The organism is Bradyrhizobium sp. Mp27 (assembly GCF_029953005.1).
Taxonomy (GTDB): Bacteria; Pseudomonadota; Alphaproteobacteria; order Rhizobiales; family Xanthobacteraceae; genus Bradyrhizobium; species Bradyrhizobium barranii.
Genome location: NZ_JASAUS010000096.1, coordinates 16,126 through 35,605 on the forward strand (window position 1 = coordinate 16,126; position 19,480 = coordinate 35,605).

The window sequence follows — 19,480 nt, forward strand, 5'->3', positions numbered from 1 at the left end:
ATTCACGGCAAGGAAGGAAACCACCATGGCGTATGAGACCATCAAATACGAGGTCGCCGAGCAGATCCTCACCATCACGCTGAACCGGCCCGACAAGCTCAACGCCTTCAACGCGCAGATGCAGGCCGAGCTGATCGACGCGTTCGACGCCGCCGACAAGGACGACGACGTCCGCGCCATCATCGTCACCGGCGCCGGCCGCGGCTTTTGCGCAGGCGCCGATCTTTCCTCGGGCGCTGATACCTTCGATCGCGATGCGCGGCGCGGGCCGGTGAAGCGTTTCGCAGACGGCAAGGTCGATTACAGCGATCCGCAGGTGCGCGATGGCGGCGGTCAGGTGACGCTGCGCATCTTCAAATGCCTGAAGCCCGTGATCGCCGCAGTCAACGGCCCTGCCGTCGGCATCGGCGTCACCATGCAGCTGGCGATGGACATCCGCATCGCCTCGGATGCCGCGCGCTTCGGCTTCGTGTTCTCCCAGCGTGGCATCGTGCCGGAGGCCGCCTCAAGCTGGTTCCTGCCGCGCATCGTCGGCATCTCGCAGGCGCTGGAATGGTGCTATTCCGGCCGCGTCTTCCCGGCCCAGGAAGCGCTCGCCGGCCGCCTCGTCAGCAAGGTCGTAGCTCCCGATGATCTCTTGCCGACCGCCCGCGCGCTGGCCAAGGAATTCGCCGCCAAGACCGCGCCGGTGTCGGTCGCCCTGATCCGCCAGATGATGTGGCGCATGATGGGTGCCGACGATCCCATGGAAGCCCACAAGGTCGACAGCCGTGGCATCTATACCCGCGGCCGCTCGGACGACGTTAGGGAAGGCGTGGTGTCGTTCCTGGAGAAGCGTCCGGCGCAGTTCAAGAACAAGGTGTCGAGCGATATGCCGGATTATTTTCCATGGTGGAGCGAGCGGGAGTACAAGTGACGCGAAGCTATTTGCTTTGCTCCGCTGTCATCACCCGCGAAGGCGGGTGATCCAGTAACCACCAGCGGAAATTATCATGATCGCTGGTGATTACTGGATGCCCCGCCTTCGCGGGGCATGACAGTGTCAATCCATCACCAGCGCCACGCGGCCGATCGCCTTGCGGTCGATCAACAGCCGCATCGCTTTGGCATAATCCTGCAGCGGCAGGCGGTGCGAGACGTTGGGGCGCAGCTTGCCCTCCTCCGCCCATTGCAGCAGCGCCTTCAGACGCACTTCGCCGAGCGCAGGGTTTTTCCGTACCGCCTCACCCGCACGCACGCCGAGCACGCTGGCGCCCTTGATCAGCAGCAGGTTTGTCTTCGCCGAGCCGATGCCACCGGTAAAGCCGATCACCAGCAGCCGCGCGCCCCAGGCGATGCAGCGCATCGAGTTCTCGAACACCTCGCCGCCGACGGGATCGAACACGACGTCGGCGCCACGGCCATCGGTGATGCGCTTGACGGCATCGCGAAACGGCTCGCGATCGTAGCGCACGAGATGATCGGCGCCGCGCGATTTCGCAATTGCAAGCTTCTCATCGCTGGAGGCCGTCGCGATCACGGTTGCGCCCAACATCTTGCCGATCTCGACCGAGGCGAGCCCCACACCGCCGCCGGCGCCATGCACCAGCAACACTTCGCCCGGCTCGACCCGGCCGCGATCGATCAGCGCGTGATAGGCGGTGCCGTGGCCGGCCAGATAGGTCGCGGCTTCCGCATAGTCGAACGTCGACGGCATCGGCGTTAGCTGCGTCGGCGTCACCACCGCTTCGTCGGTGAAGGCGCCATGGCGCATCTTCACGATGACCTTGTCACCGACGGCGACGCCGCTTGCCTCTGCGCCCACCTCGGTGACGTCGCCGGCGGCCTCCATGCCGGGCGTAAACGGCAGCTCCGGCTTGAGCTGATATTCGCCGGCCGCCATCAGCACGTCCGGAAAGTTCAATCCGGCGGCGCGGATCGCAACGCGCACCTCACCCGGTTTGACGGCGCGCGACGGAAACTCCTCCAGCCGCAACGTCTCGGGCGCGCCGAGTTCGCGGCAGACGACAGCCCGCACCATCAGGCCGCACTCGCCTTGCTGCGTTCGAGCGCCTCGCGGATCAGCGGCAGGCGGTCGTTGCCGAAGTACATGTCGGTCTTGCCCACGAAGATCGTCGGCGAGCCGAAGCCACCGCGTGCCACGACCTCTTCCGTGTTGGCCTTGAGCTGGTCCTTGATTGCCTGCTCGGAGATGCCGTCAAAGAACTTCTGCTCATCGACACCGACCTTCCTGCAGATCTCGGCGAGCACGGTGTCCTGCGAGATGTCCTTGTCGCCGCCCCAATAGGTCTCGAACACGGCAGTGGCGAACGGCGCCATGTCTTTCCCCAGCCAGATGCAGCCGCGCATGGCCTTCACGCTGTTCACCGGGAACACCGTCGGCGGCATCTTGATCGCGAGGCCGGCCGAGCGCGACCAGTCGGCGAGGTCTTTTTTCATGTAGCGCGCCTTCAGCGGCACCGGCGTCTCGCGCTGCGCGTAGACGCTCGGATTGACCGTGTTGAAGATGCCGCCGACCAGGATCGGCCGCCAGATGATCTCGGCCCCCAGCTCCTTTGCCAGCGGCTGGATGTTGTGGAAGGCGAGGTAGGTCCAGGGGCTGGAGCAGTCGAAGAAGAATTCGATCATGGCGTTTCCCTTTACTGACAGACCTCATCCTGAGGAGGCCGCATAGCGGCCGTCTCGAAGGATGGCCGCAGGCGAAAGTCGGGCCTTCATGGTTCGAGACGGCGCTATGCGCCTCCTCACCATGAGGAACGGGCATTATTTCTTTCCCAGCACTTCCTTGGCACGCTGGCCGAACATGATCTTGCGTGATTCCTCGTCGAACGGCTCCTTCACAAACTTGCCGATTGCAAGCCCCGCCTGCACCGGCGGCCTTGCGCGCACCTCGGCGTACCAGCGTTTCACGTTCGGATAGTCGTCGAGCGTAAAGCCCTGCGCCTTGTGGGTCATGGTCCAGGGGAAGCAGGCGATGTCCGCGATGGAATAGTCGCCGGCAACATAGGCGCCGGTCTTGGCCAACTGCCGGTCGAGCACGCCATAGAGCCGCGCGGCCTCGTCGCGGTAGCGCTCAATCGCATAAGGGATCTTTTCAGCAGCATAGAGCGCGAAATGGCCGTGCTGGCCGAGCATCGGCCCGAGGCCCGCCATCTGCCACATCACCCACTGGATGGTCGTCGAGCGGCCGCGCAGATCACTGGCCAGGAAGCGGCCGGTCTTTTCCGCGAGGTAGATCAGGATCGCACCGGTCTCGAACGCCGAGAACGGCGCACCGCCGTCGGCGGGTGCGTGGTCGACGATCGCGGGAATGCGATTGTTCGGGGAGACCGCCAGAAATTCGGGGCTGAACTGCTCGCCGGTGCGGATATTGACGGGCTTCACGTCATAGGGGAGCCCGAGTTCCTCCAGCATGATCGAGATTTTCCAGCCGTTCGGCGTCGGCGCATAATAGAGGTCGATCATGACCTTTTCCTTGGCCCTTCCCTGTCGTCGCCGATGGAATAGAGAGCGACTTTTGTTGTTCTGTACCTTGACGTTAAGACATGGCAGGAAGGGGCGCAACACAACCTGCCGGGAGAGCCGCCATGCTGTTTCCAACCACGATCGCCGGCTCCTTGCCGAAGCCGGAATGGCTCGCCGAGCCGAACATGCTCTGGGCACCCTGGAAGTCGCAAGGCGACGAGCTTCTCCGCGCCAAGCGCGACGCGACGATGCTTGCCGTCAAGGTCCAGGAGGATGCCGGCATCGACATCGTCACGGAGGGCGAGCAGGCCCGCCAGCATTTCGTGCACGGCTTCCTCGAGAAGATCGACGGCATCGATTTCGCCCACAAGGTCGAGATGGGCATCCGCAAGGACCGCTACAAGGCGATGGTGCCGCAGGTGGTCGCGCCGCTTCAGCTCAAGGGTCGTGTCCATGCCGACGAGGCGCGCGTGGCGCGGGCGCATACGAAAAAGAAGCTGAAGTTCACCCTGCCTGGCCCGATGACCATCATCGACACGATTGCGGACCGCTACTACGGTGATCGCGTCAAGATGGCCTTTGCCTTCGCCGATCTCCTCAACGAGGAAGCCAAGGCATTGCAGGCCGACGGCGTCGATCTCGTGCAGTTCGACGAGCCCGCCTTCAACGTCTACATGGACGAGGTCAACGACTGGGGCATCAAGGCGCTGGAGCGTGCCGCACAGGGGCTGACCTGCGCCACCGCCGTGCACATCTGCTACGGCTACGGCATCAAGGCCAATACCGACTGGAAGGAGACGCTCGGCGCGCAGTGGCGGCAGTACGAGCAGATCTTTCCTGCGATCGACGCGAGCCCGATCCAGCAGGTCGCAATCGAGTGCCTCAATTCGAAGGTGCCGCTCGACCTGCTCGCGCTGCTCAAGACCAAGATCGTGCAGGCCGGCGTGATCGACGTCGCCAGCGACACGGTGGAGACGGCCGAGGACGTCGTGCAGGTGATCGACGCGGTGTCGAAGTTCGTTCCCAAGAGCAACATCATCGCCACTACCAATTGCGGCATGGCGCCGATGCGGCGCGAGATCGCCGAGGCCAAGCTGATGGCGCTCGGCGCCGGTGCCGCGCTGGCGCGCGAGAAGCTGGGGTGATGGTGCTCCGAACGGCACTCGTCGTCACGGCTCTTGCGGCGATCACATTCGCTGCGCGCGCGGAGGATCGCTCCGTGCTGCTGAATTGCAAGGCCATGGTCGAGCGTGCGTCGAAGGATACGGGTACGGCAACCGAGGCCGAGCCCACCCGCTGCCGCCAGATCATCCGCGAATGGGCGCTGCGCGATGCGCGGACGACAGTGGATGAGCAAGGGCGGCCGCTGAAATAGCCACACGCTCGCTGCGTTCCCTTCCCCCTCGCGGGGACGGTCAGGCGCGGTGTGCGCTGGGGTGCAGCGTGACCTCATAGCCGGCGCTCATCGCACGCAGCGTCGATGGCGGGGTCAGCAACTGCGCATCGTCGAGCTCTCGCGCGCCTCCAACATATCCCGCCGCCGACCACAACAACGCTCCGCCCTGCATCAGCAGAAAGCTTTCCTCGCCCTGCTGCAGCATTGCGCCGTCTGGAAGCTGCTCGAGCGGCACCAGCAGCGCGTGAAGCCGCTTCTTGCCGTGATCGAGCCGCTCGTGGTGCAGCACCGTGTCGATATCGTGCATGCGGACATCACGGACGCGGTTGCCCTTCTCCCACGCAGCCCGGAAGCGATTGGCATCGTCACGACGGCAGTAGAAGCAGGGGCGATGGCCGGCGGCGAGCGCGGTGGCCTCGTCGAGGAAGAACAGCTCGGTCCAGCTATGCGTCGCCATCACCTCGCGGCGGCGTCCGCGGAATTCGCAAACACAGGTGAGCCAGGCCGGCGACGACCACCGCTTCTTGAGCAGCGTCCTGGTCGCGGGATCATGGATGATGCCACGATTGCCGGCGAACAGGCCCCGGTGCGGCGTGGCGATGATGTCGCCGGTTGGCGTGACACGGTTTTGCAGGGGCATGGCCACCTCCACCTGTCATTGCGAGCGAAGCGAGGCAACCCAGAAATGCGTCTGCGGAAATCGTCTGGCTTGCGTCGTCGCTTCCGCCTTCGCTCCTCGAGCTACGGCGGACAAGTCGCGCCTCGCAATGACGGCGATCCTCACGCCGCGCCGTCGCGCAGCGGCGGGTGGTAGGACAGCGCGGTGTCCCAGGGGAAGAAGATCCAGGTGTCCTGCGAGACTTCCGTGATGAAGGTGTCGACCAGCGGGCGTCCCTTCGGCTTGGCGTAGACGGTGGCGAAATGCGCATCGGGCAGCATGTCGCGCACCAGCCTGCCGGTCTTGCCGGTGTCGACGAGGTCGTCGACGATCAGAAGCCCCTTGCCGGTGCCGCCGCCGAGCTTCATCGCCGCCTCGGACATGCCCTTGAGGACCTGGAGCTCGCCCTGCTTGTCGTGGTCGTAGCTGGCGATGCAGACCGTATCGATGATGCGGACACCGAGCTCGCGTGCCACGATCGCGGCCGGCACCAGCCCGCCGCGGGTGATCGCGATGACGGCGTGGAACGGGCCGACCTCGTTGAGCCGCCAGGTCAACGCCCGGCAGTCGCGGTGGAACTGGTCCCACGAAACGGGAAAGGCCTTGCCGGCCCGCTCCTGCGCGCTCAGCTCCGGTGCTTCACCAGCCATTGTTGTCTCCTGCCAATCTTCATCCGGCAGCCATTCTGCTACCGGGTGATGTTCAATCCCGCCAGCATTTCCTTCACCGCCGCCATCGCCGCTGCCAGCTTGTCCGCGTCGCGCGAGCGCACCACCAGATTGGTGTTCGGCTTCTGCTCTTCGTCCATGAACGGATAACTGCCGATGATGGTGTCGGGATGGGCGGCGGCGATCGCGCGCAGCGGGCTGCCGATGTCACCCTCCCGCGCATTGGCGCGGACCGATTCGGACAGCATGCGCACGCCAGATTTCAGCTTGGGCGAGACGATGTCCATCATCGCCTGCATGATCGAGGGCACGCCGGCCATCACGATGACGTTGCCGATCTTGAAGCCGGGGGCGAGGATGGTGGCGCTCTGGATCAGCTCGGCGCCGTCGGGGATCCGGGCCATGCGCAGGCGGGCCTCGTTGAGGTCCTGCTCGCTCCAGCGCTCGCGGAAGCGGGCAACGACCTCCGGATGGTGGTCGATGCCGACGCCGAACGCCTTGGCGACGCTGTCGGCAGTGATGTCGTCATGGGTTGGCCCGATGCCGCCGGTGGTGAAGACATAGGTGTAGCGTTTCCGCAGTGCATCCAACGCGGCGATGATATCGTCCTCGTCGTCGGAGACGACCCGGACTTCCTTCAGGTCGATGCCGATATTGGTCAGGTATTCGGCGATGAAGCCGATATTCTTGTCCTTGGTGCGGCCGGACAGGATTTCATCCCCGATGACCAGAATGCCCGCCGTGACGATGTCGCTCATACCTTAAGTCCCTCACCTGTCGGCCCGACTTTGCCGAGGTAACGCGTTGAAGTCACGCGGTTTTGCTGCCGAAATAAGCAGTCCTCAGCCATTTTTTGAGGCACCCTCCCGGCTGTCCCCGGCAAATGCCACAACTCCATGCTTATCGCGCTGGCCCAGCCCTTGCTACCTCCTCGGAGTCATGCACTCTTGCCGCATGGCCAGGACGTTGCGGTCTTCACCAAGGCCTGACGACCTGTCGAATGGCGCAACGCCTTGCGGAGACAAGTCGGGATCTATGGCAGTCGCGTTTGATGAAATGAACATTCCCGGCGGGGACCTTCGCCCCGCCTATCAGGAGCTGGCGCGCTGGCTCAAGGAGACGCCTCCCGAGGCGCTCGAATATCGCCGCCAGGAGGCCGAGCTCCTGTTCCGCCGCATCGGCATCACCTTTGCCGTCTATGGCGATTCCGAATCTACCGAGCGCCTGATCCCCTTCGACGTGATTCCGCGAATCATGTCCGGCAAGGAATGGGCGCTGCTGGAGAAGGGCCTGAAGCAGCGCGTGCGCGCGCTCAACATGTTCCTGCGCGACATCTATCATGGCCGCGACATCCTGCGCGCCGAGGTCGTGCCCGACGACCTGATCTTCCAGAACCCGGTGTTCCGCCCCGAGATGAACGGCCAGCAGGTGCCGCACGACGTCTACGTGCACATCGCCGGCATCGACATCGTCCGGGTCGATGCCGAGGACTTCATCGTGCTGGAGGACAATGCCCGTACCCCGTCGGGCGTGTCCTACATGCTGGAAAACCGCGAGATCATGATGCGGTTGTTTCCGGACCTGTTCGCCCGCCACAGAGTGGCGCCGGTCGAACGCTATCCGGACGAGCTGCTCTCCGCCCTGCGATCGGTGGCGCCGCAAGGCGCCTCCGGCGAGCCGACGGTCGCCCTGCTCACGCCCGGCGTCTACAACTCGGCCTACTACGAGCACTCCTTCCTTGCCGACAAGCTCGGCATCGAACTGGTCGAAGGCCGCGACCTCATCGTCAAGAACAACGAAGTGTTCATGCGGACGACCGAGGGGGTGAAGCGGATCGACGTGATCTATCGCCGCGTCGACGACGATTTCATCGATCCCCTCACCTTCCGCCCCGACTCCGTGCTCGGCGTGCCCGGGCTGATGTCGGCCTATGCGGCCGGCAACATCACGCTCGCCAACGCGGTCGGCACCGGCATCGCCGACGACAAGGCGATCTACTCCTACATGCCGGACATCGTGAAATTCTTTCTCGGCGAGGAGCCGATCCTGAAGAACGTGCCGACCTGGCGTTGCCGCGAGCCGAAAGACCTCGCCTATGTGCTCGACAATCTCGGCGAGCTCGTCGTCAAGGAGGTCCACGGCTCCGGCGGCTACGGCATGCTGATCGGCCCTGCCGCGACGAAAGCGACGATCGAGGCCTTCCGCGAAAAGCTCAAGCGCGAGCCGGAAGGTTTTATCGCGCAGCCGACGCTGGCGCTCTCGACCTGCCCGACCTGTACGGCAAGCGGCCTCGCGCCGCGCCACGTCGACCTGCGGCCCTTCGTGCTCACCGGCAGCAAGAGCACCACGATCGTGCCCGGCGGGCTGACACGGGTCGCGCTCAAGGAAGGCTCCCTGGTGGTGAATTCGAGCCAGGGCGGCGGCACCAAAGACACCTGGATCCTGGACGAGTAGTCAGATGCTGTCGCGTACCGCCGAAAACCTCTACTGGCTCGCCCGCTATGTCGAACGGGCCGAGTATCTCGCGCGCACCATCGATGCGACGCTGCGCGTCACTGCGCTTCCCGCCGCCTATATCGGCAAGACCAATGAATGGGACTCGGCGCTTCTCACCGCCGGCGTCGCCGCGAGCTTCTATCAGCAATATGAAGTCGCCAACGAGCACAACGTCGTCGACTACCTCTCGTTCTCGGCAAGCAATCCATCATCGATCAGGAACTGCATCGAGGCGGCGCGGCTGAACTCGCGCTCGGTGCGCACCGCGCTCACCAGCGAGATGTGGGACACCATCAACTCGGCCTGGATCGAACTCCAGGAGGTCTGGAGCAAGGGCACCTCCACGCGCGAGGATCTCGCAAAATTCCTGCGCTTCGTGCAGGAGACTTCGCTGCGCTTCGACGGCTCGGCCTACCGGACCATGCTGCGCAACGACGCCTACTGGTTCTCGCGGATGGGCGTGCATCTGGAGCGCGCCGACAACACCGCGCGCATCCTCGACGTGAAGTACCACGTGCTGCTGCCCGAGGAGGAGCATGTCGGCGGCCCGCTCGACTTCTATCAGTGGAGCTCGATCCTTCGCTCGGTCTCGGCGCTGACAGCCTATCACTGGGTCTATCGCGAGACGCTGAAGCCGTGGCTGATTGCGGACCTGCTCATCCTCAACGACACGCTGCCGCGCTCGCTGGCCAGCTGTTACGGCAATCTCGTGCGCAATCTCGACCAGATCGGCGTCGCCTATGGCCGCCAGGGCCCCGCCCAGCGCCATGCCCGCGGCATCCGCAACCGGCTGGAACACAGCAATATGAACGACATTTTCCAGCATGGCGTGCATGAATTCATTCAGGAATTCATCACGGACAATTCCAGGCTGGGCGAAATCATCACGAAGCAGTATTTGATCTGATGTCCCCCGGCTGACGAAAACGGGATATCGTCATGGCCGGGCTTGTCCCGGCCATCCACGTTCTTGCTTTTGCGGCGAGGAAGATCGTGGATGCCCGGGACAAGCCCGGGCATGACGAGCTTCTTCGCAACAGGCAGCGGGTCTAACCACTAACTTCACGGTCCACCATGCGCCTGCGAATCCAGCACACCACGACCTATCGCTATGAGCCGCCGGCCACCAGCGTGATCCAGATCCTGCGCATGACGCCCGGCAGCCATGACGGGCAATATGTGGCGGAGTGGCAGATCGACGTCTCGACCGACACCAAGCTCGACACCCATGAGGACGCCTTCGGCAACGTCACCCATGTGCTGTCCTGCGGACCCGTCGGCGACATCAAGATCACCGCCGAGGGCCTGATCGAGACCCACGACACCGGCGGCGTGCTGCGCGGCGCCGACGAGCGCTTTCCGGCCGGCATGTTCTTGCGGGCCACCGACCTCACCACCGTCAATCCGGCGATGACGGCGGTCGCGCGGCAGTTGCGCAGCGAGGCCGAGAGCGACACGCTCGGCTTCCTGCACACGCTGATGACGCAAATCAGCGATCACATGACCTTCGACGAGGATCCGACCAACAGCGGCACCTCGGCGGCGGAAGCGTTCACGCTCAAGCGCGGCGTCTGCCAGGACTACGCGCATATCTTCATCGCCTGCGCCCGCAGTGGCGGCGTGCCGGCGCGCTTCGTCTCCGGCCATTTCCTGCGCTCGGACGGCACGGTGCACCAGGATGCCGGCCATGCCTGGGCGGAAGCTTACGTCGACGGTCTCGGCTGGGTCGGCTTCGATCCCGCCAACTGCATCTGCACCACCGACGCCCATGTCCGCGTTGCGATCGGGCTCGACTATCTCGGCGCAGCCCCCGTGCGCGGCACCCGCTATGGCGGCGGCGCGGAGACGCTGACGGTGGCCGTGAAGGTCGAGCAGGCCGGCCGCGGCGGGCAATCGCAGTCGCAGTCACAGCGGCAGAGCTAGGCGCGGCGGTATCTCGTCACGAGGCATCCGCGGCGCAATCACGTCGCGGCGTTACAACTGTAATCGACGACCGCCGCGCTGAAACCGTCCCGTAGCGCCATCTCTTCAACCTCCGCTGTGATCCGTTTCCGCAACAGAGGTTGAGACAGATGCGGCTTCAAGAAAAGAACAAGAAGCATTCCGTGCCCCTGCGCGATCCCCACCAGGACATGCTTGCGGGGATCCGGGAGTTGGCTCCCGAGATCAAGGCACGCGCCGCCGAGATCGAAGCCGCACGCCGCGTCCCGCCCGACCTCGTGGAACGGCTGCGGTCGATCGGGCTCTTCCGGATGTTCGTTCCGCGCAGCCAAGGCGGGCTGGAGCTGGATTTTCCGGCCGGACTGGAGGTCATCAAGGCACTGACCCAGCTCGACGGCTCGATCGGCTGGATCTCGATTGTCGGCGGAGTCGGCAGCCTTTTCGCCGCCGCAGCACACCCTGAACTGTACCAGCAAATTTATAAGGACGGTCCGGACGTGGCGATCTGCGGCTCATCCCAACCGGGTGGAACGGCAGAGCGCGTGGCCGACGGCTATCGCGTCAAGGGCCGCTGGCCGTTCGCCAGCAGTTGCACCCACGCCGACTGGATCGGCGGGTTCTGCATCGTCACCGAAAATGGCAAGCCGGTCCCCGGCCCGCAAGGCAAGCCGCAGGTTCGCGTCGCTGTGCTGCCGGCGCGTGACTGGGAGATCGAGGACACCTGGCACGCGGCAGGGCTGAAGGGCACCGGCAGCCATCACATCACGCTACGGGAGACGCTGGTTCCCGAGACCCATGTCTTCGATGTCGAAGCTCCCTCTCGCATGTCGGGTCCACTCTATCAGGCGTTGCGGCAATGGTTGCCATTGGTGCACGGCGCATTCTCGGTGGGTCTCGCCGAAGGCGCTGTCGACGACTTGCTTGCGCTGGCCCATACCGGCAGGCAGCAATTGTATGCGGCCGTCCCGATGCGGGAGTCCGAGACCTTCCAGTACGAGCTCGGCCGGATTTCCGCCAACCTCCGGGCTGCGCAGGCCTTGCTCGAGGTGCAGATCGCCAGCCACTGGCGCCGCGCGATGGCCGGCACGCTGAGAGACGAAGACCTCATGATCGAGGGCGCTCGATCCGCGGTCTGGCTCGCCACGACCTGCGTCGGCATCGCGGATGCCTGTTTTGCACTGGCCGGAAGCAGCGCGGTCCACGACAGCTCGCCGCTGCAGCGGCGCCTGCGCGACCTTCACGTCGGAGCACAGCACGCCCATGCGCAGCAGCGGCAATATGTCGACGTCGGCAAGCTGGCCTTGCGCCGCTCGGCCGGGCATGCCGGCTGAACGCTCGAGCCGTGCTACACTCGCGGGATCAGACCTGCCCCCGCGAGGTACCCCATGGCGACCGTAAAGCTGCTTTCGGACGATGAACTCTCCGCCGAGGCGCGCGCCGTTTTCGACGATATCCGCAAGGTGCGGAAGTCGGACTTCGTCAACAATTTCTGGCGCGCGCTGGCGCATGATCCGAAGACGCTGCGGCGGACCTGGGAGAGCATCAAGGAGGTGATGGCACCCGGCGCGCTCGATCCCAAGATCAAGGAAATGCTCTATGTCGCGGTTTCGATCGCGCACAGCTGCAGCTACTGCATCCATTCGCACACCGCGGGCGCACGGGCCAAGGGCATGACCGAGGCCGAATATGGCGAGATGCTCGCCATCGTCGGCATGGCCGCGGAGACCAACCGGCTGGTCACGGCGCTCGGCGTCCCCGTCGACGAGGCGTTTCTCGTCGATGCCGCGGACTGAGCGGCAGGGACAGCCGTTTCGCCGGCGAATGACGACCTCCCCCCGGGGAATCGGGGGTTTCATGCCTCCCCGAAATTGGCTAGTAATTCCGCGCAAACGCGTTCGGGGACTGGAAATGACCTATTGTTGCGGAATCCTGGTTCGGGACGGTCTGGTGATGATCGCCGACACCCGCACCAATGCCGGGCTCGACAATGTCTCGACTTTCCGCAAGCTCCACATCTTCTCGAAACCCGGCGACCGCATCATGGCGATCGCCAGCGCGGGCAACCTCGCCATCAGCCAGTCGGTGCTGTCGACGCTGACCGAAGGCCTGGAAGACCCCACCACGGGCGAGGTCGAGACGCTGATGAACGCGCCGACCATGTTCCAGGCCGCCCAGCGCATCGGCCGGGCGATCCGGGCGGTGCACGCGACCGAAGGACCCGCGCTGCGATCCGAAGACGTCTCCTTCGACGTCTCCTTTCTGTTCGGCGGCCAGATCAAGGGCGCGCGCATGCGCCTGTTCATGGTCTACACCGCCGGCAATTTCATCGAGTGCACCACGGATACGCCCTACCTGCAGATCGGCGAGCACAAATACGGCAAGCCGGTGCTTGACCGCGCCATGCATTACGACGTCGAGCTCTACGAGGCGCTGAAGACCGGCCTGATCTCGATGGACTCGACCATGCGCTCCAATCTCGGCGTCGGCCTGCCGATCGACGTGCTGGTGGTGCGCGCAGACGCCTGCGATGCCGATCTTAACCACCGCATCGAGGCGGGCGAGCCCTATTTCCACGACCTCCGTTCGCGCTGGTCGGCAGCGCTACGCGCGGCGCATCAGAACATTCCGCGGCCGCCGTACAAGAACGAAAAAGAACCAAAAACCTGACAGCCAACTTGAAGAGAGAAAAGGCAGGAAACGATGAGTGAAGCAAACAAGATCGCAGTGGTGACGGGCGCGGGCACCGGTGTCGGGCGCGCGGCGTCGCTGGCGTTGATGAACATCGGCTTCACCGTGGTGCTGGTCGGGCGCCGGCTCGACATGCTCGAGGAGACCGCGAAGCTCGGCCCCGCGGGCAAGAGCCTGTGCGTCACCGCCGACATGACCAAGCCGGACTCCATTGCCGCGCTGTTCGACAAGGTGAAGGCGACCTACGGCCGGCTCGACGTGCTGTTCAACAATGCCGGCATGGGCGCGCCGGCGGTGAACTTCGAGGATCTCAGCCTCGAGCAGTGGCAGGCGGTGGTGAACACCAATCTCACCGGCCCGTTCCTGTGCACCCAGCACGCCTTCCGCATCATGAAGGACCAGAGCCCACGCGGCGGCCGCATCATCAACAACGGCTCGATCTCGGCGCACGCGCCGCGTCCGTTCTCCGCGGCCTACACCTCGACCAAGCACGCCATCACGGGCCTCACCAAGGCCTCCAACCTCGACGGCCGCATGTACGACATCGCGGTCGGCCAGGTCGACATCGGCAATGCCGCGACGCCCATGACCGATCGCATGGTCAACGGCCCCGGCGTGCTGCAGCCCGACGGCACCACCAAGCACGAGCCGCGCATGGACGCCAAGGCGGTCGGCGACGCCGTCGCCTACATGGCCGGCCTGCCGCTCGATGCCAACGTGCTGACCATGACGGTGATGGCGACCAAGATGCCGTTCGTCGGACGGGGCTGATCGGTATCTCGTGCCCCGGACGCAGCGCGGCATGAAATGACGCGCTGCTGAGCCGGGGCCCATCTCTCTCCGATGTCACTCGCGGCGACGTGGGTCCCGGCTCTGCGGCGCACCGCTTGCGCGCCGCGCCGCGTCCGGGACACGAGACTGTGCCCTACTCCAAACTCTCCACCTGCCGCAGGCTCGGAAACAGCTTCATCCACAGCAGCGCGACCGCGACGGTGCAGACGCCGCCGAGCACGGCCGCAGGCATCGCGCCGAGCAGCGCGGCCGCGACGCCGCTCTCGAACTGGCCGAGCTGGTTGGAGGCGTTGATGAAGAGGAAGTTCACCGCGCCGACCCGGCCGCGCATCTCGTCGGGGGTTGAGAGCTGCACCAGCGAGAAGCGGATCACGACGCTGATCGTGTCGGCTGCGCCGAGAACCGCGAGCGACAACACCGACAGCCACATCCAGGACGACAGCGCGAACACGACCGTGGCGACGCCGAACACGATCACGGCCTGGAACATGCGCAGGCCTACATGCCGCGAGATGGCGTGACGCGCCAGCACCATGGTCATCAACAGCGCACCGACCGCGGGCGCGGCGCGCAAGATCCCGAGCCCCATCGGGCCGGTCTGGAGGATGTCGCGGGCATAGATCGGCAACAGCGCGGTGACGCCGCCGAACAGCACCGCGAACAGATCGAGCGAGATGGTACCGAGGATCGCCGGGTTGCTGCGGATGAAGCGGACGCCGGCGAAGATGTTGTCGGCGTCCGTCCCCTCCTTGGAGACCGCCTGCGGGCGCGGCCGGATGAAGCCGGTCAGGATCATCCCCAATATCCAGAACAGCAGCATCACGGCATAGGCGAGGTGCGGCGCGATCGCGTAGGCAAGGCCGCCGAGCGCCGGACCCGTGATGGTCGCGACCTGCCCCGCGCCGCTCGCGACTGCGGTTGCGCGCTGGAGCGATCCCTGCGGCGCGATCAGTGGCAAAAGCGCCGCGGTGGTCGGGCTCTCGAAGGCGCCGGCAATGCCGAGCACGAAGGTCGCGATGAAGATCTGTACCTCGCTGACCAGGCCGAGATAGGTGATGATTGCGAGATAGAGCGCGGTCGCGGCTTCCACGAGCTGGCAGAGCTGGACCACGCGCTTGCGCTCGAAACGGTCGGCGGCGTGGCCGGCGACGAACACCAGAAGCGCGGTGGGCAGGAACTGCACGAGGCCGACCATGCCGAGGTCGAAGGCCGAGCCGGTGAGATCATAGATCTGCCAGCCGATCGCGACCGCCGCGATCTGGCTGGAAAAGCGCGACAGGCTGCGCGAGAGCAGGAAGAACAGGAAGGCGCGGTGGGCAAGGAGCGCGCGGGCACTGACCGGCGGACTGGCTGATATTGGCTGCTCTGGCATCGCCTCTTGGGTCACCCTGGACCGTCCGCCCCCTGATGTCGACGTGCCCTCGCGTGACTGAGGCGCACCTGCTTGTCAACAGCGGGAGGCTCAGGTCATCTCCCGGCATTGCGTTTGCAACGCGGGCGCGGCCATAATCATTGGGGGTTTTGGGGACATCATGCTGCGCTTGCAATCGGCACTCGGCATTTTCGCATTGCTGTTGATCGCTTTCGCGTTGGCCGAGAATCGCCGCGCCGTATCGCTGCGGCAGGCGGCGATTGGCCTCGTCGCGACCTTCGTCACCGCGGCCGTCCTCCTGAAAGTGCCCGTCGTCGCACGGGCTTTTGGGGCGATCAACGACGCGGTCGGCGCGATCTCCGCCGCCTCGCGCGCCGGCTCCTCCTTCGTGTTCGGCTATGTCGGCGGCGGTCCCCTGCCCTTCGATCTGAAGGTGCCGGGCGCCGATTTCATCCTGGCGTTCCAGGCGCTGCCGATCGTGCTGGTCATGAGCGTGCTCACGACGCTCTTGTTCTACTGGCGCGTGCTGCCGCCGGTCGTGCGCGGCATGGCCTGGCTGCTGGAGCGGACGCTGGGCGTCGGCGGCGCGGTCGGGCTCTCGACCGCGGCCAACATCTTCCTCGGCATGGTCGAGGCGCCGCTTTTCGTGCGGCCGTATCTGGTGCAGATGACGCGCAGCGAATTGTTCCTGGTGATGACCGGCGGCATGGCCGGCATCGCCGGCACGGTGCTGGTGCTCTACGCGACGCTGCTGGCGCCGCTCATTCCCGATGCCGCCGCCCATTTCGTCATCGCCTCCGTGCTGGGTGCGCCGGCCGCGATCCTCGTCAGCCTGATCATGGTGCCGGAGACGTCAGACAAGCGCACCGGCGGCGCGCTGGAGGATCCTGAGATGGATGTCTCCGGCCCGATGGACGCGATCGTGAAGGGGACGAGCGCGGGGATCGAACTGCTGATCAACATCGTCGCCATGCTGCTGGTGCTGGTGGCGCTGGTCTACCTCGTCAATGCCGTCCTCGGCCTGCTGCCCAATATCGGCGGCGCCGCGATCTCGCTGCAACGGCTGCTCGGCCTCGTGATGGCGCCAGTGTGCTGGCTGATGGGATTGCCCTGGGACCAGGCGGTGACCGCCGGCAGCCTGATGGGCACCAAGACCGTGCTCAACGAGCTGATCGCCTATGTCGACTTCTCGAAGCTGCCGCCCGATACGCTCGATCCGCGCTCGCGCCTGATCATGCTCTACGCAATGTGCGGCTTCGCCAATTTCGCCAGCCTCGGCATCATGATCGGCGGCTTAGGGGTGATGGCGCCGGAGCGGCGCGAGGAGATCAACGCGCTCGGGCTGAAATCGATCGTGTCGGGGACGCTGACGACGTGTTTGATGGGCGCGGTGGTGGGGGTGTTGAGCTGAGTGGCCGTAGCCCGGATGGAGCGCAGCGCAATCCGGGTTAGCCTTCTCCGCGGAGAGACTTTCCCGGATTTCGCTGCGCTCCATCCGGGCTACGAGCTGTCGTTGCGAGCGCAGCGAAGCAATCCAGAATCTTTCCGCAGTGACAGTCTGGATTGCTTCGCTGCGCTCGCAATGACGAGGAGACAGGCTACGCCTTCAACTCCACCGTCCTGAACTCCGCCGGCAGGATCACCTCCAGCAGCTCCACGTCATCCGAATAATCCAGGATCATGTGCTTGATCTTCGGCGGCTGGGTCCAGGCGCTGCCTTCCTTCATCAAGGTCTCGCCCTGCCCGTCCATGTAGGTCTTCACCCAGCCCTTGAGCACGTAGACCATCTGGAATTCGACGTCGTGGAAGTGCAGCTTCGACACCTCGTTCGGATCGCAGGGGCCTTGCAGGCGGATCACGTGGGCTTGCGCGAGGCCGTGGCTGGCTTCGGCGATGCCGAGGTCGCGATACTTTGCGTAGGCGCGCAGGCCGTCGGCCTTGAAGTCTTCCTCGCGGTGATGACTGATGGCGATGCGCTGCTTGGGACGCGCGGGTTTCTTCGGAGCGGCCTTTGCCGGTGTCGTGCGCGCCTTCGCCTTCACCACCTTGCGCGCCGAGGATCGTGCCGCGGCCTTGGCTCCGCTCCGCTTCTTCACCGCGGCCTGGGCTGCGCTGCGCGATTTTGTTTTCTTGGCCATGGGCCGCCTCCCTGTTGTTATGGGCGGAGGCTAGCACAAAACGAGATATTGTAGGGTGGGCAAAGCGAAAGCGTGCCCACCATTGCCAGATGCAATCGCGGCGAGATGGTGGGCACGGCGCGCGAGCGCGCCTTTGCCCACCCTACGATGCCAGCGCGCTGCTCAATGCAGCCGGAACACGCCATCCACGGCGCGCAGCTCGGCCGGCTTGATCAGCTTGGAATGCGCGACGGTCACCGAATGGAGCGGACCGTCGAGCTTCTCCTGCCAGAACGCCAGGAAATCCTTCAGCGCCGGAAATTTCGGAAACATGTCGTAGTTCTGCCAGACGTATGTCTGGAGAAGCGAGGGATGATCGGGCATCCGATAGAGAATTTGCGCCGTCGTCAGCCCGTAACCCAAAAGCTGTTTCCGGAAATCTTCGGAAACGCCCCCACTCCGCAAGCCCATGCCAACCTCCTTTGCAGGAGCGCATTCAAGGGGCGGCTTGGTCGGTGTGCGCCTTACGAGCCACCCGGTACTGATGCGCTCACATGAGAGAAATGTGACGCAAACTGACAATCCACCTCAAGCCCAAAAGTTTAACAAGCTGTTGAAATTCAATGCTTTAGCAGCAGAGACGGCTCCGTGCTAATACGGTCAGCGGGCGGGTTAACGATGGTAAAGAGATTCTGGCACCCGGGCCTTCAGAGTGCCGAATTTTCTGCTAGAAGCCCTTGCCCCCGCAAAATTCCTGTCCTATTTCAGCCTCGCCTGTGCTAGCACTCGCGGGCACAGACTGCTAACGCAAAAAATTCCCATACCGTGCAACTACTTAGGAGGACTGCATGAAATTCCGTCCGCTTCACGACCGCGTCGTGGTCAAGCGTATCGACGCAGAAGAGAAGACCGCCGGCGGCATCATCATTCCCGACACTGCCAAGGAAAAGCCCTCCCAGGGTGAAGTCGTCGCCGTTGGCCCGGGTGGCCGCGACGAAGCCGGCAAGCTGATCCCGATCGACCTGAAGGTCGGCGACCGCGTGCTGTTCGGCAAGTGGTCCGGCACTGAAGTCAAGATCGACAACGTCGATCTGCTGATCATGAAGGAAAGCGACATCATGGGCGTCCTCGACGTCCCCGCTTCCAAGAAGAAGGCGGCCTAAGAGCCCCTCTCTCCCTCCAGTCAAAATCACCTAAGGAAAAATCCAGATGGCAGCCAAAGAAGTCAAATTCTCGGTTGATGCGCGCGACAAGATGCTGCGCGGCGTCGACATTCTCGCCAACGCGGTGAAGGTCACGCTCGGTCCGAAGGGCCGCAACGTCGTGCTCGACAAGTCGTTCGGCGCTCCCCGCATCACCAAGGACGGCGTCACCGTCGCCAAGGAGATCGAGCTCGAGGACAAGTTCGAGAACATGGGCGCGCAGATGGTGCGCGAAGTCGCTTCGAAGTCCGCTGACGCGGCCGGCGACGGCACCACCACCGCCACCGTGCTGGCCCAGGCGATCGTGCGCGAAGGCGCCAAGTCGGTTGCCGCCGGCATGAACCCGATGGACCTCAAGCGCGGTATCGACCTCGCGGTCGAAGCCGTCGTTGCGGACCTCGTCAAGAACTCCAAGAAGGTCACCTCGAACGACGAGATCGCCCAGGTCGGCACCATCTCGGCCAACGGCGACGCGGAGATCGGCAAGTTCCTCGCCGACGCCATGAAGAAGGTCGGCAACGAGGGTGTCATCACCGTCGAGGAAGCCAAGTCGCTCGAGACCGAGCTCGACGTCGTCGAGGGCATGCAGTTCGACCGCGGCTACATCTCGCCCTACTTCGTCACCAACGCCGACAAGATGCGCGTTGAGATGGACGACGCCTACATCCTCATCAACGAGAAGAAG

22 protein-coding genes are annotated in these 19,480 nt (G+C 64.5%); 13 read left to right on the top strand and 9 right to left on the bottom strand.

Annotated elements, in window-relative coordinates; genetic code table 11:
• The first annotated feature begins 25 nt into the window (after window positions 1–25).
• On the top strand, window positions 26–916 hold the full coding sequence (locus tag QJT78_RS34170) for a crotonase/enoyl-CoA hydratase family protein (RefSeq protein WP_028150016.1): 891 nt from the start codon (window positions 26–28) through the stop codon (window positions 914–916).
• Window positions 917–1,042: 126 nt separating this feature from the next.
• Here the strand turns inward: QJT78_RS34170 and QJT78_RS34175 are convergent, their stop codons facing one another.
• The 3 genes from QJT78_RS34175 to QJT78_RS34185 form a co-directional block, all read right to left on the bottom strand.
• Window positions 1,043–2,020 carry an NADPH:quinone oxidoreductase family protein gene (locus QJT78_RS34175; protein WP_028150015.1) on the bottom strand — a complete coding sequence of 326 codons (978 nt, stop codon included), beginning with the start codon at window positions 2,018–2,020 and terminating at the stop codon, window positions 1,043–1,045.
• Window positions 2,020–2,628, bottom strand: coding sequence for a 2-hydroxychromene-2-carboxylate isomerase (locus QJT78_RS34180; protein ID WP_028150014.1), 609 nt, complete (start codon window positions 2,626–2,628; stop codon window positions 2,020–2,022). The genes QJT78_RS34175 and QJT78_RS34180 overlap by 1 nt, the downstream gene beginning before the upstream one ends.
• A 135-nt stretch (window positions 2,629–2,763) precedes the next feature.
• Window positions 2,764–3,465, bottom strand: a complete 702-nt coding sequence (locus tag QJT78_RS34185; protein ID WP_028150013.1) for a glutathione S-transferase N-terminal domain-containing protein — start codon at window positions 3,463–3,465, stop codon at window positions 2,764–2,766.
• A gap of 122 nt (window positions 3,466–3,587) precedes the next feature.
• Between QJT78_RS34185 and QJT78_RS34190 the strand changes: the two genes are divergently transcribed.
• Together QJT78_RS34190 and QJT78_RS34195 are read left to right on the top strand one after the other, a co-directional pair.
• Window positions 3,588–4,610: a methionine synthase gene (locus QJT78_RS34190; RefSeq protein ID WP_028150012.1), complete on the top strand. Its 1,023-nt coding sequence runs from the start codon at window positions 3,588–3,590 to the stop codon at window positions 4,608–4,610.
• On the top strand, window positions 4,610–4,840 hold the full coding sequence (locus QJT78_RS34195; RefSeq protein WP_028150011.1) for a hypothetical protein: 231 nt from the start codon (window positions 4,610–4,612) through the stop codon (window positions 4,838–4,840). Before QJT78_RS34190 ends, QJT78_RS34195 begins: the two co-directional genes overlap by 1 nt.
• 40 nt (window positions 4,841–4,880) lie before the next feature.
• On the opposite strand, the gene QJT78_RS34200 is transcribed toward QJT78_RS34195, so the two are convergent.
• From QJT78_RS34200 to QJT78_RS34210, 3 genes are all read right to left on the bottom strand, one after another.
• Window positions 4,881–5,501 carry a hypothetical protein gene (locus QJT78_RS34200; protein ID WP_028150010.1) on the bottom strand — a complete coding sequence of 207 codons (621 nt, stop codon included), beginning with the start codon at window positions 5,499–5,501 and terminating at the stop codon, window positions 4,881–4,883.
• 140 nt (window positions 5,502–5,641) lie between these two features.
• Window positions 5,642–6,169, bottom strand: coding sequence for a xanthine phosphoribosyltransferase (gpt, locus tag QJT78_RS34205; protein ID WP_028150009.1), 528 nt, complete (start codon window positions 6,167–6,169; stop codon window positions 5,642–5,644).
• Between the two features lie 38 nt (window positions 6,170–6,207).
• A complete protein-coding gene (locus QJT78_RS34210; protein ID WP_028150008.1) occupies window positions 6,208–6,945 on the bottom strand; it encodes a molybdopterin-binding protein in 738 nt (245 codons plus the stop codon).
• A gap of 277 nt (window positions 6,946–7,222) precedes the next feature.
• Here QJT78_RS34210 and QJT78_RS34215 point away from each other — a divergent pair, with 277 nt between their 5' ends.
• The 7 genes from QJT78_RS34215 (at window position 7,223) to QJT78_RS34245 (ending at window position 14,083) form a co-directional block, all read left to right on the top strand.
• Entirely contained in the window at window positions 7,223–8,641 is a 1,419-nt protein-coding gene (locus tag QJT78_RS34215) for a circularly permuted type 2 ATP-grasp protein (RefSeq protein ID WP_038944321.1), read from the top strand.
• Between the two features lie 4 nt (window positions 8,642–8,645).
• Complete coding sequence (locus tag QJT78_RS34220; protein WP_028150006.1) at window positions 8,646–9,590, top strand: alpha-E domain-containing protein; 945 nt, start codon at window positions 8,646–8,648, stop codon at window positions 9,588–9,590.
• 167 nt (window positions 9,591–9,757) lie between these two features.
• The gene (locus QJT78_RS34225; protein ID WP_014494250.1) at window positions 9,758–10,606 is read left to right on the top strand and encodes a transglutaminase family protein; all 849 of its coding nucleotides are present in this window, start codon (window positions 9,758–9,760) and stop codon (window positions 10,604–10,606) included.
• 149 nt (window positions 10,607–10,755) lie between these two features.
• The gene (locus tag QJT78_RS34230; RefSeq protein WP_028150005.1) at window positions 10,756–11,955 is read left to right on the top strand and encodes an acyl-CoA dehydrogenase family protein; all 1,200 of its coding nucleotides are present in this window, start codon (window positions 10,756–10,758) and stop codon (window positions 11,953–11,955) included.
• 54 nt (window positions 11,956–12,009) lie between these two features.
• Window positions 12,010–12,417 carry a carboxymuconolactone decarboxylase family protein gene (locus QJT78_RS34235; protein ID WP_028150004.1) on the top strand — a complete coding sequence of 136 codons (408 nt, stop codon included), beginning with the start codon at window positions 12,010–12,012 and terminating at the stop codon, window positions 12,415–12,417.
• A gap of 115 nt (window positions 12,418–12,532) precedes the next feature.
• Window positions 12,533–13,291: a proteasome-type protease gene (locus QJT78_RS34240; RefSeq protein ID WP_028150003.1), complete on the top strand. Its 759-nt coding sequence runs from the start codon at window positions 12,533–12,535 to the stop codon at window positions 13,289–13,291.
• A gap of 33 nt (window positions 13,292–13,324) precedes the next feature.
• Window positions 13,325–14,083 (top strand): SDR family oxidoreductase, encoded by a 759-nt coding sequence (locus QJT78_RS34245; RefSeq protein ID WP_028150002.1) that lies wholly within the window; start codon window positions 13,325–13,327, stop codon window positions 14,081–14,083.
• A gap of 154 nt (window positions 14,084–14,237) precedes the next feature.
• On the opposite strand, the gene QJT78_RS34250 is transcribed toward QJT78_RS34245, so the two are convergent.
• Window positions 14,238–15,476 carry an MFS transporter gene (locus QJT78_RS34250; protein ID WP_038952849.1) on the bottom strand — a complete coding sequence of 413 codons (1,239 nt, stop codon included), beginning with the start codon at window positions 15,474–15,476 and terminating at the stop codon, window positions 14,238–14,240.
• Between the two features lie 160 nt (window positions 15,477–15,636).
• Here QJT78_RS34250 and QJT78_RS34255 point away from each other — a divergent pair, with 160 nt between their 5' ends.
• Window positions 15,637–16,887, top strand: coding sequence for a nucleoside transporter C-terminal domain-containing protein (locus QJT78_RS34255; RefSeq protein ID WP_028150000.1), 1,251 nt, complete (start codon window positions 15,637–15,639; stop codon window positions 16,885–16,887).
• Window positions 16,888–17,074: 187 nt separating this feature from the next.
• Here QJT78_RS34255 and QJT78_RS34260 read toward each other — a convergent pair whose 3' ends face one another.
• Complete coding sequence (locus tag QJT78_RS34260; RefSeq protein WP_028149999.1) at window positions 17,075–17,614, bottom strand: cupin domain-containing protein; 540 nt, start codon at window positions 17,612–17,614, stop codon at window positions 17,075–17,077.
• 162 nt (window positions 17,615–17,776) lie between these two features.
• Window positions 17,777–18,064: an usg protein gene (locus QJT78_RS34265; protein ID WP_014494242.1), complete on the bottom strand. Its 288-nt coding sequence runs from the start codon at window positions 18,062–18,064 to the stop codon at window positions 17,777–17,779.
• A gap of 377 nt (window positions 18,065–18,441) precedes the next feature.
• Between QJT78_RS34265 and QJT78_RS34270 the strand changes: the two genes are divergently transcribed.
• Both QJT78_RS34270 and groEL read left to right on the top strand, forming a co-directional pair.
• The gene (locus QJT78_RS34270) at window positions 18,442–18,756 is read left to right on the top strand and encodes a co-chaperone GroES (RefSeq protein ID WP_008139213.1); all 315 of its coding nucleotides are present in this window, start codon (window positions 18,442–18,444) and stop codon (window positions 18,754–18,756) included.
• 46 nt (window positions 18,757–18,802) lie between these two features.
• A partial coding sequence (gene groEL / locus QJT78_RS34275; protein WP_281460428.1) for a chaperonin GroEL occupies window positions 18,803–19,480 on the top strand: 678 nt, incomplete at its 3' end.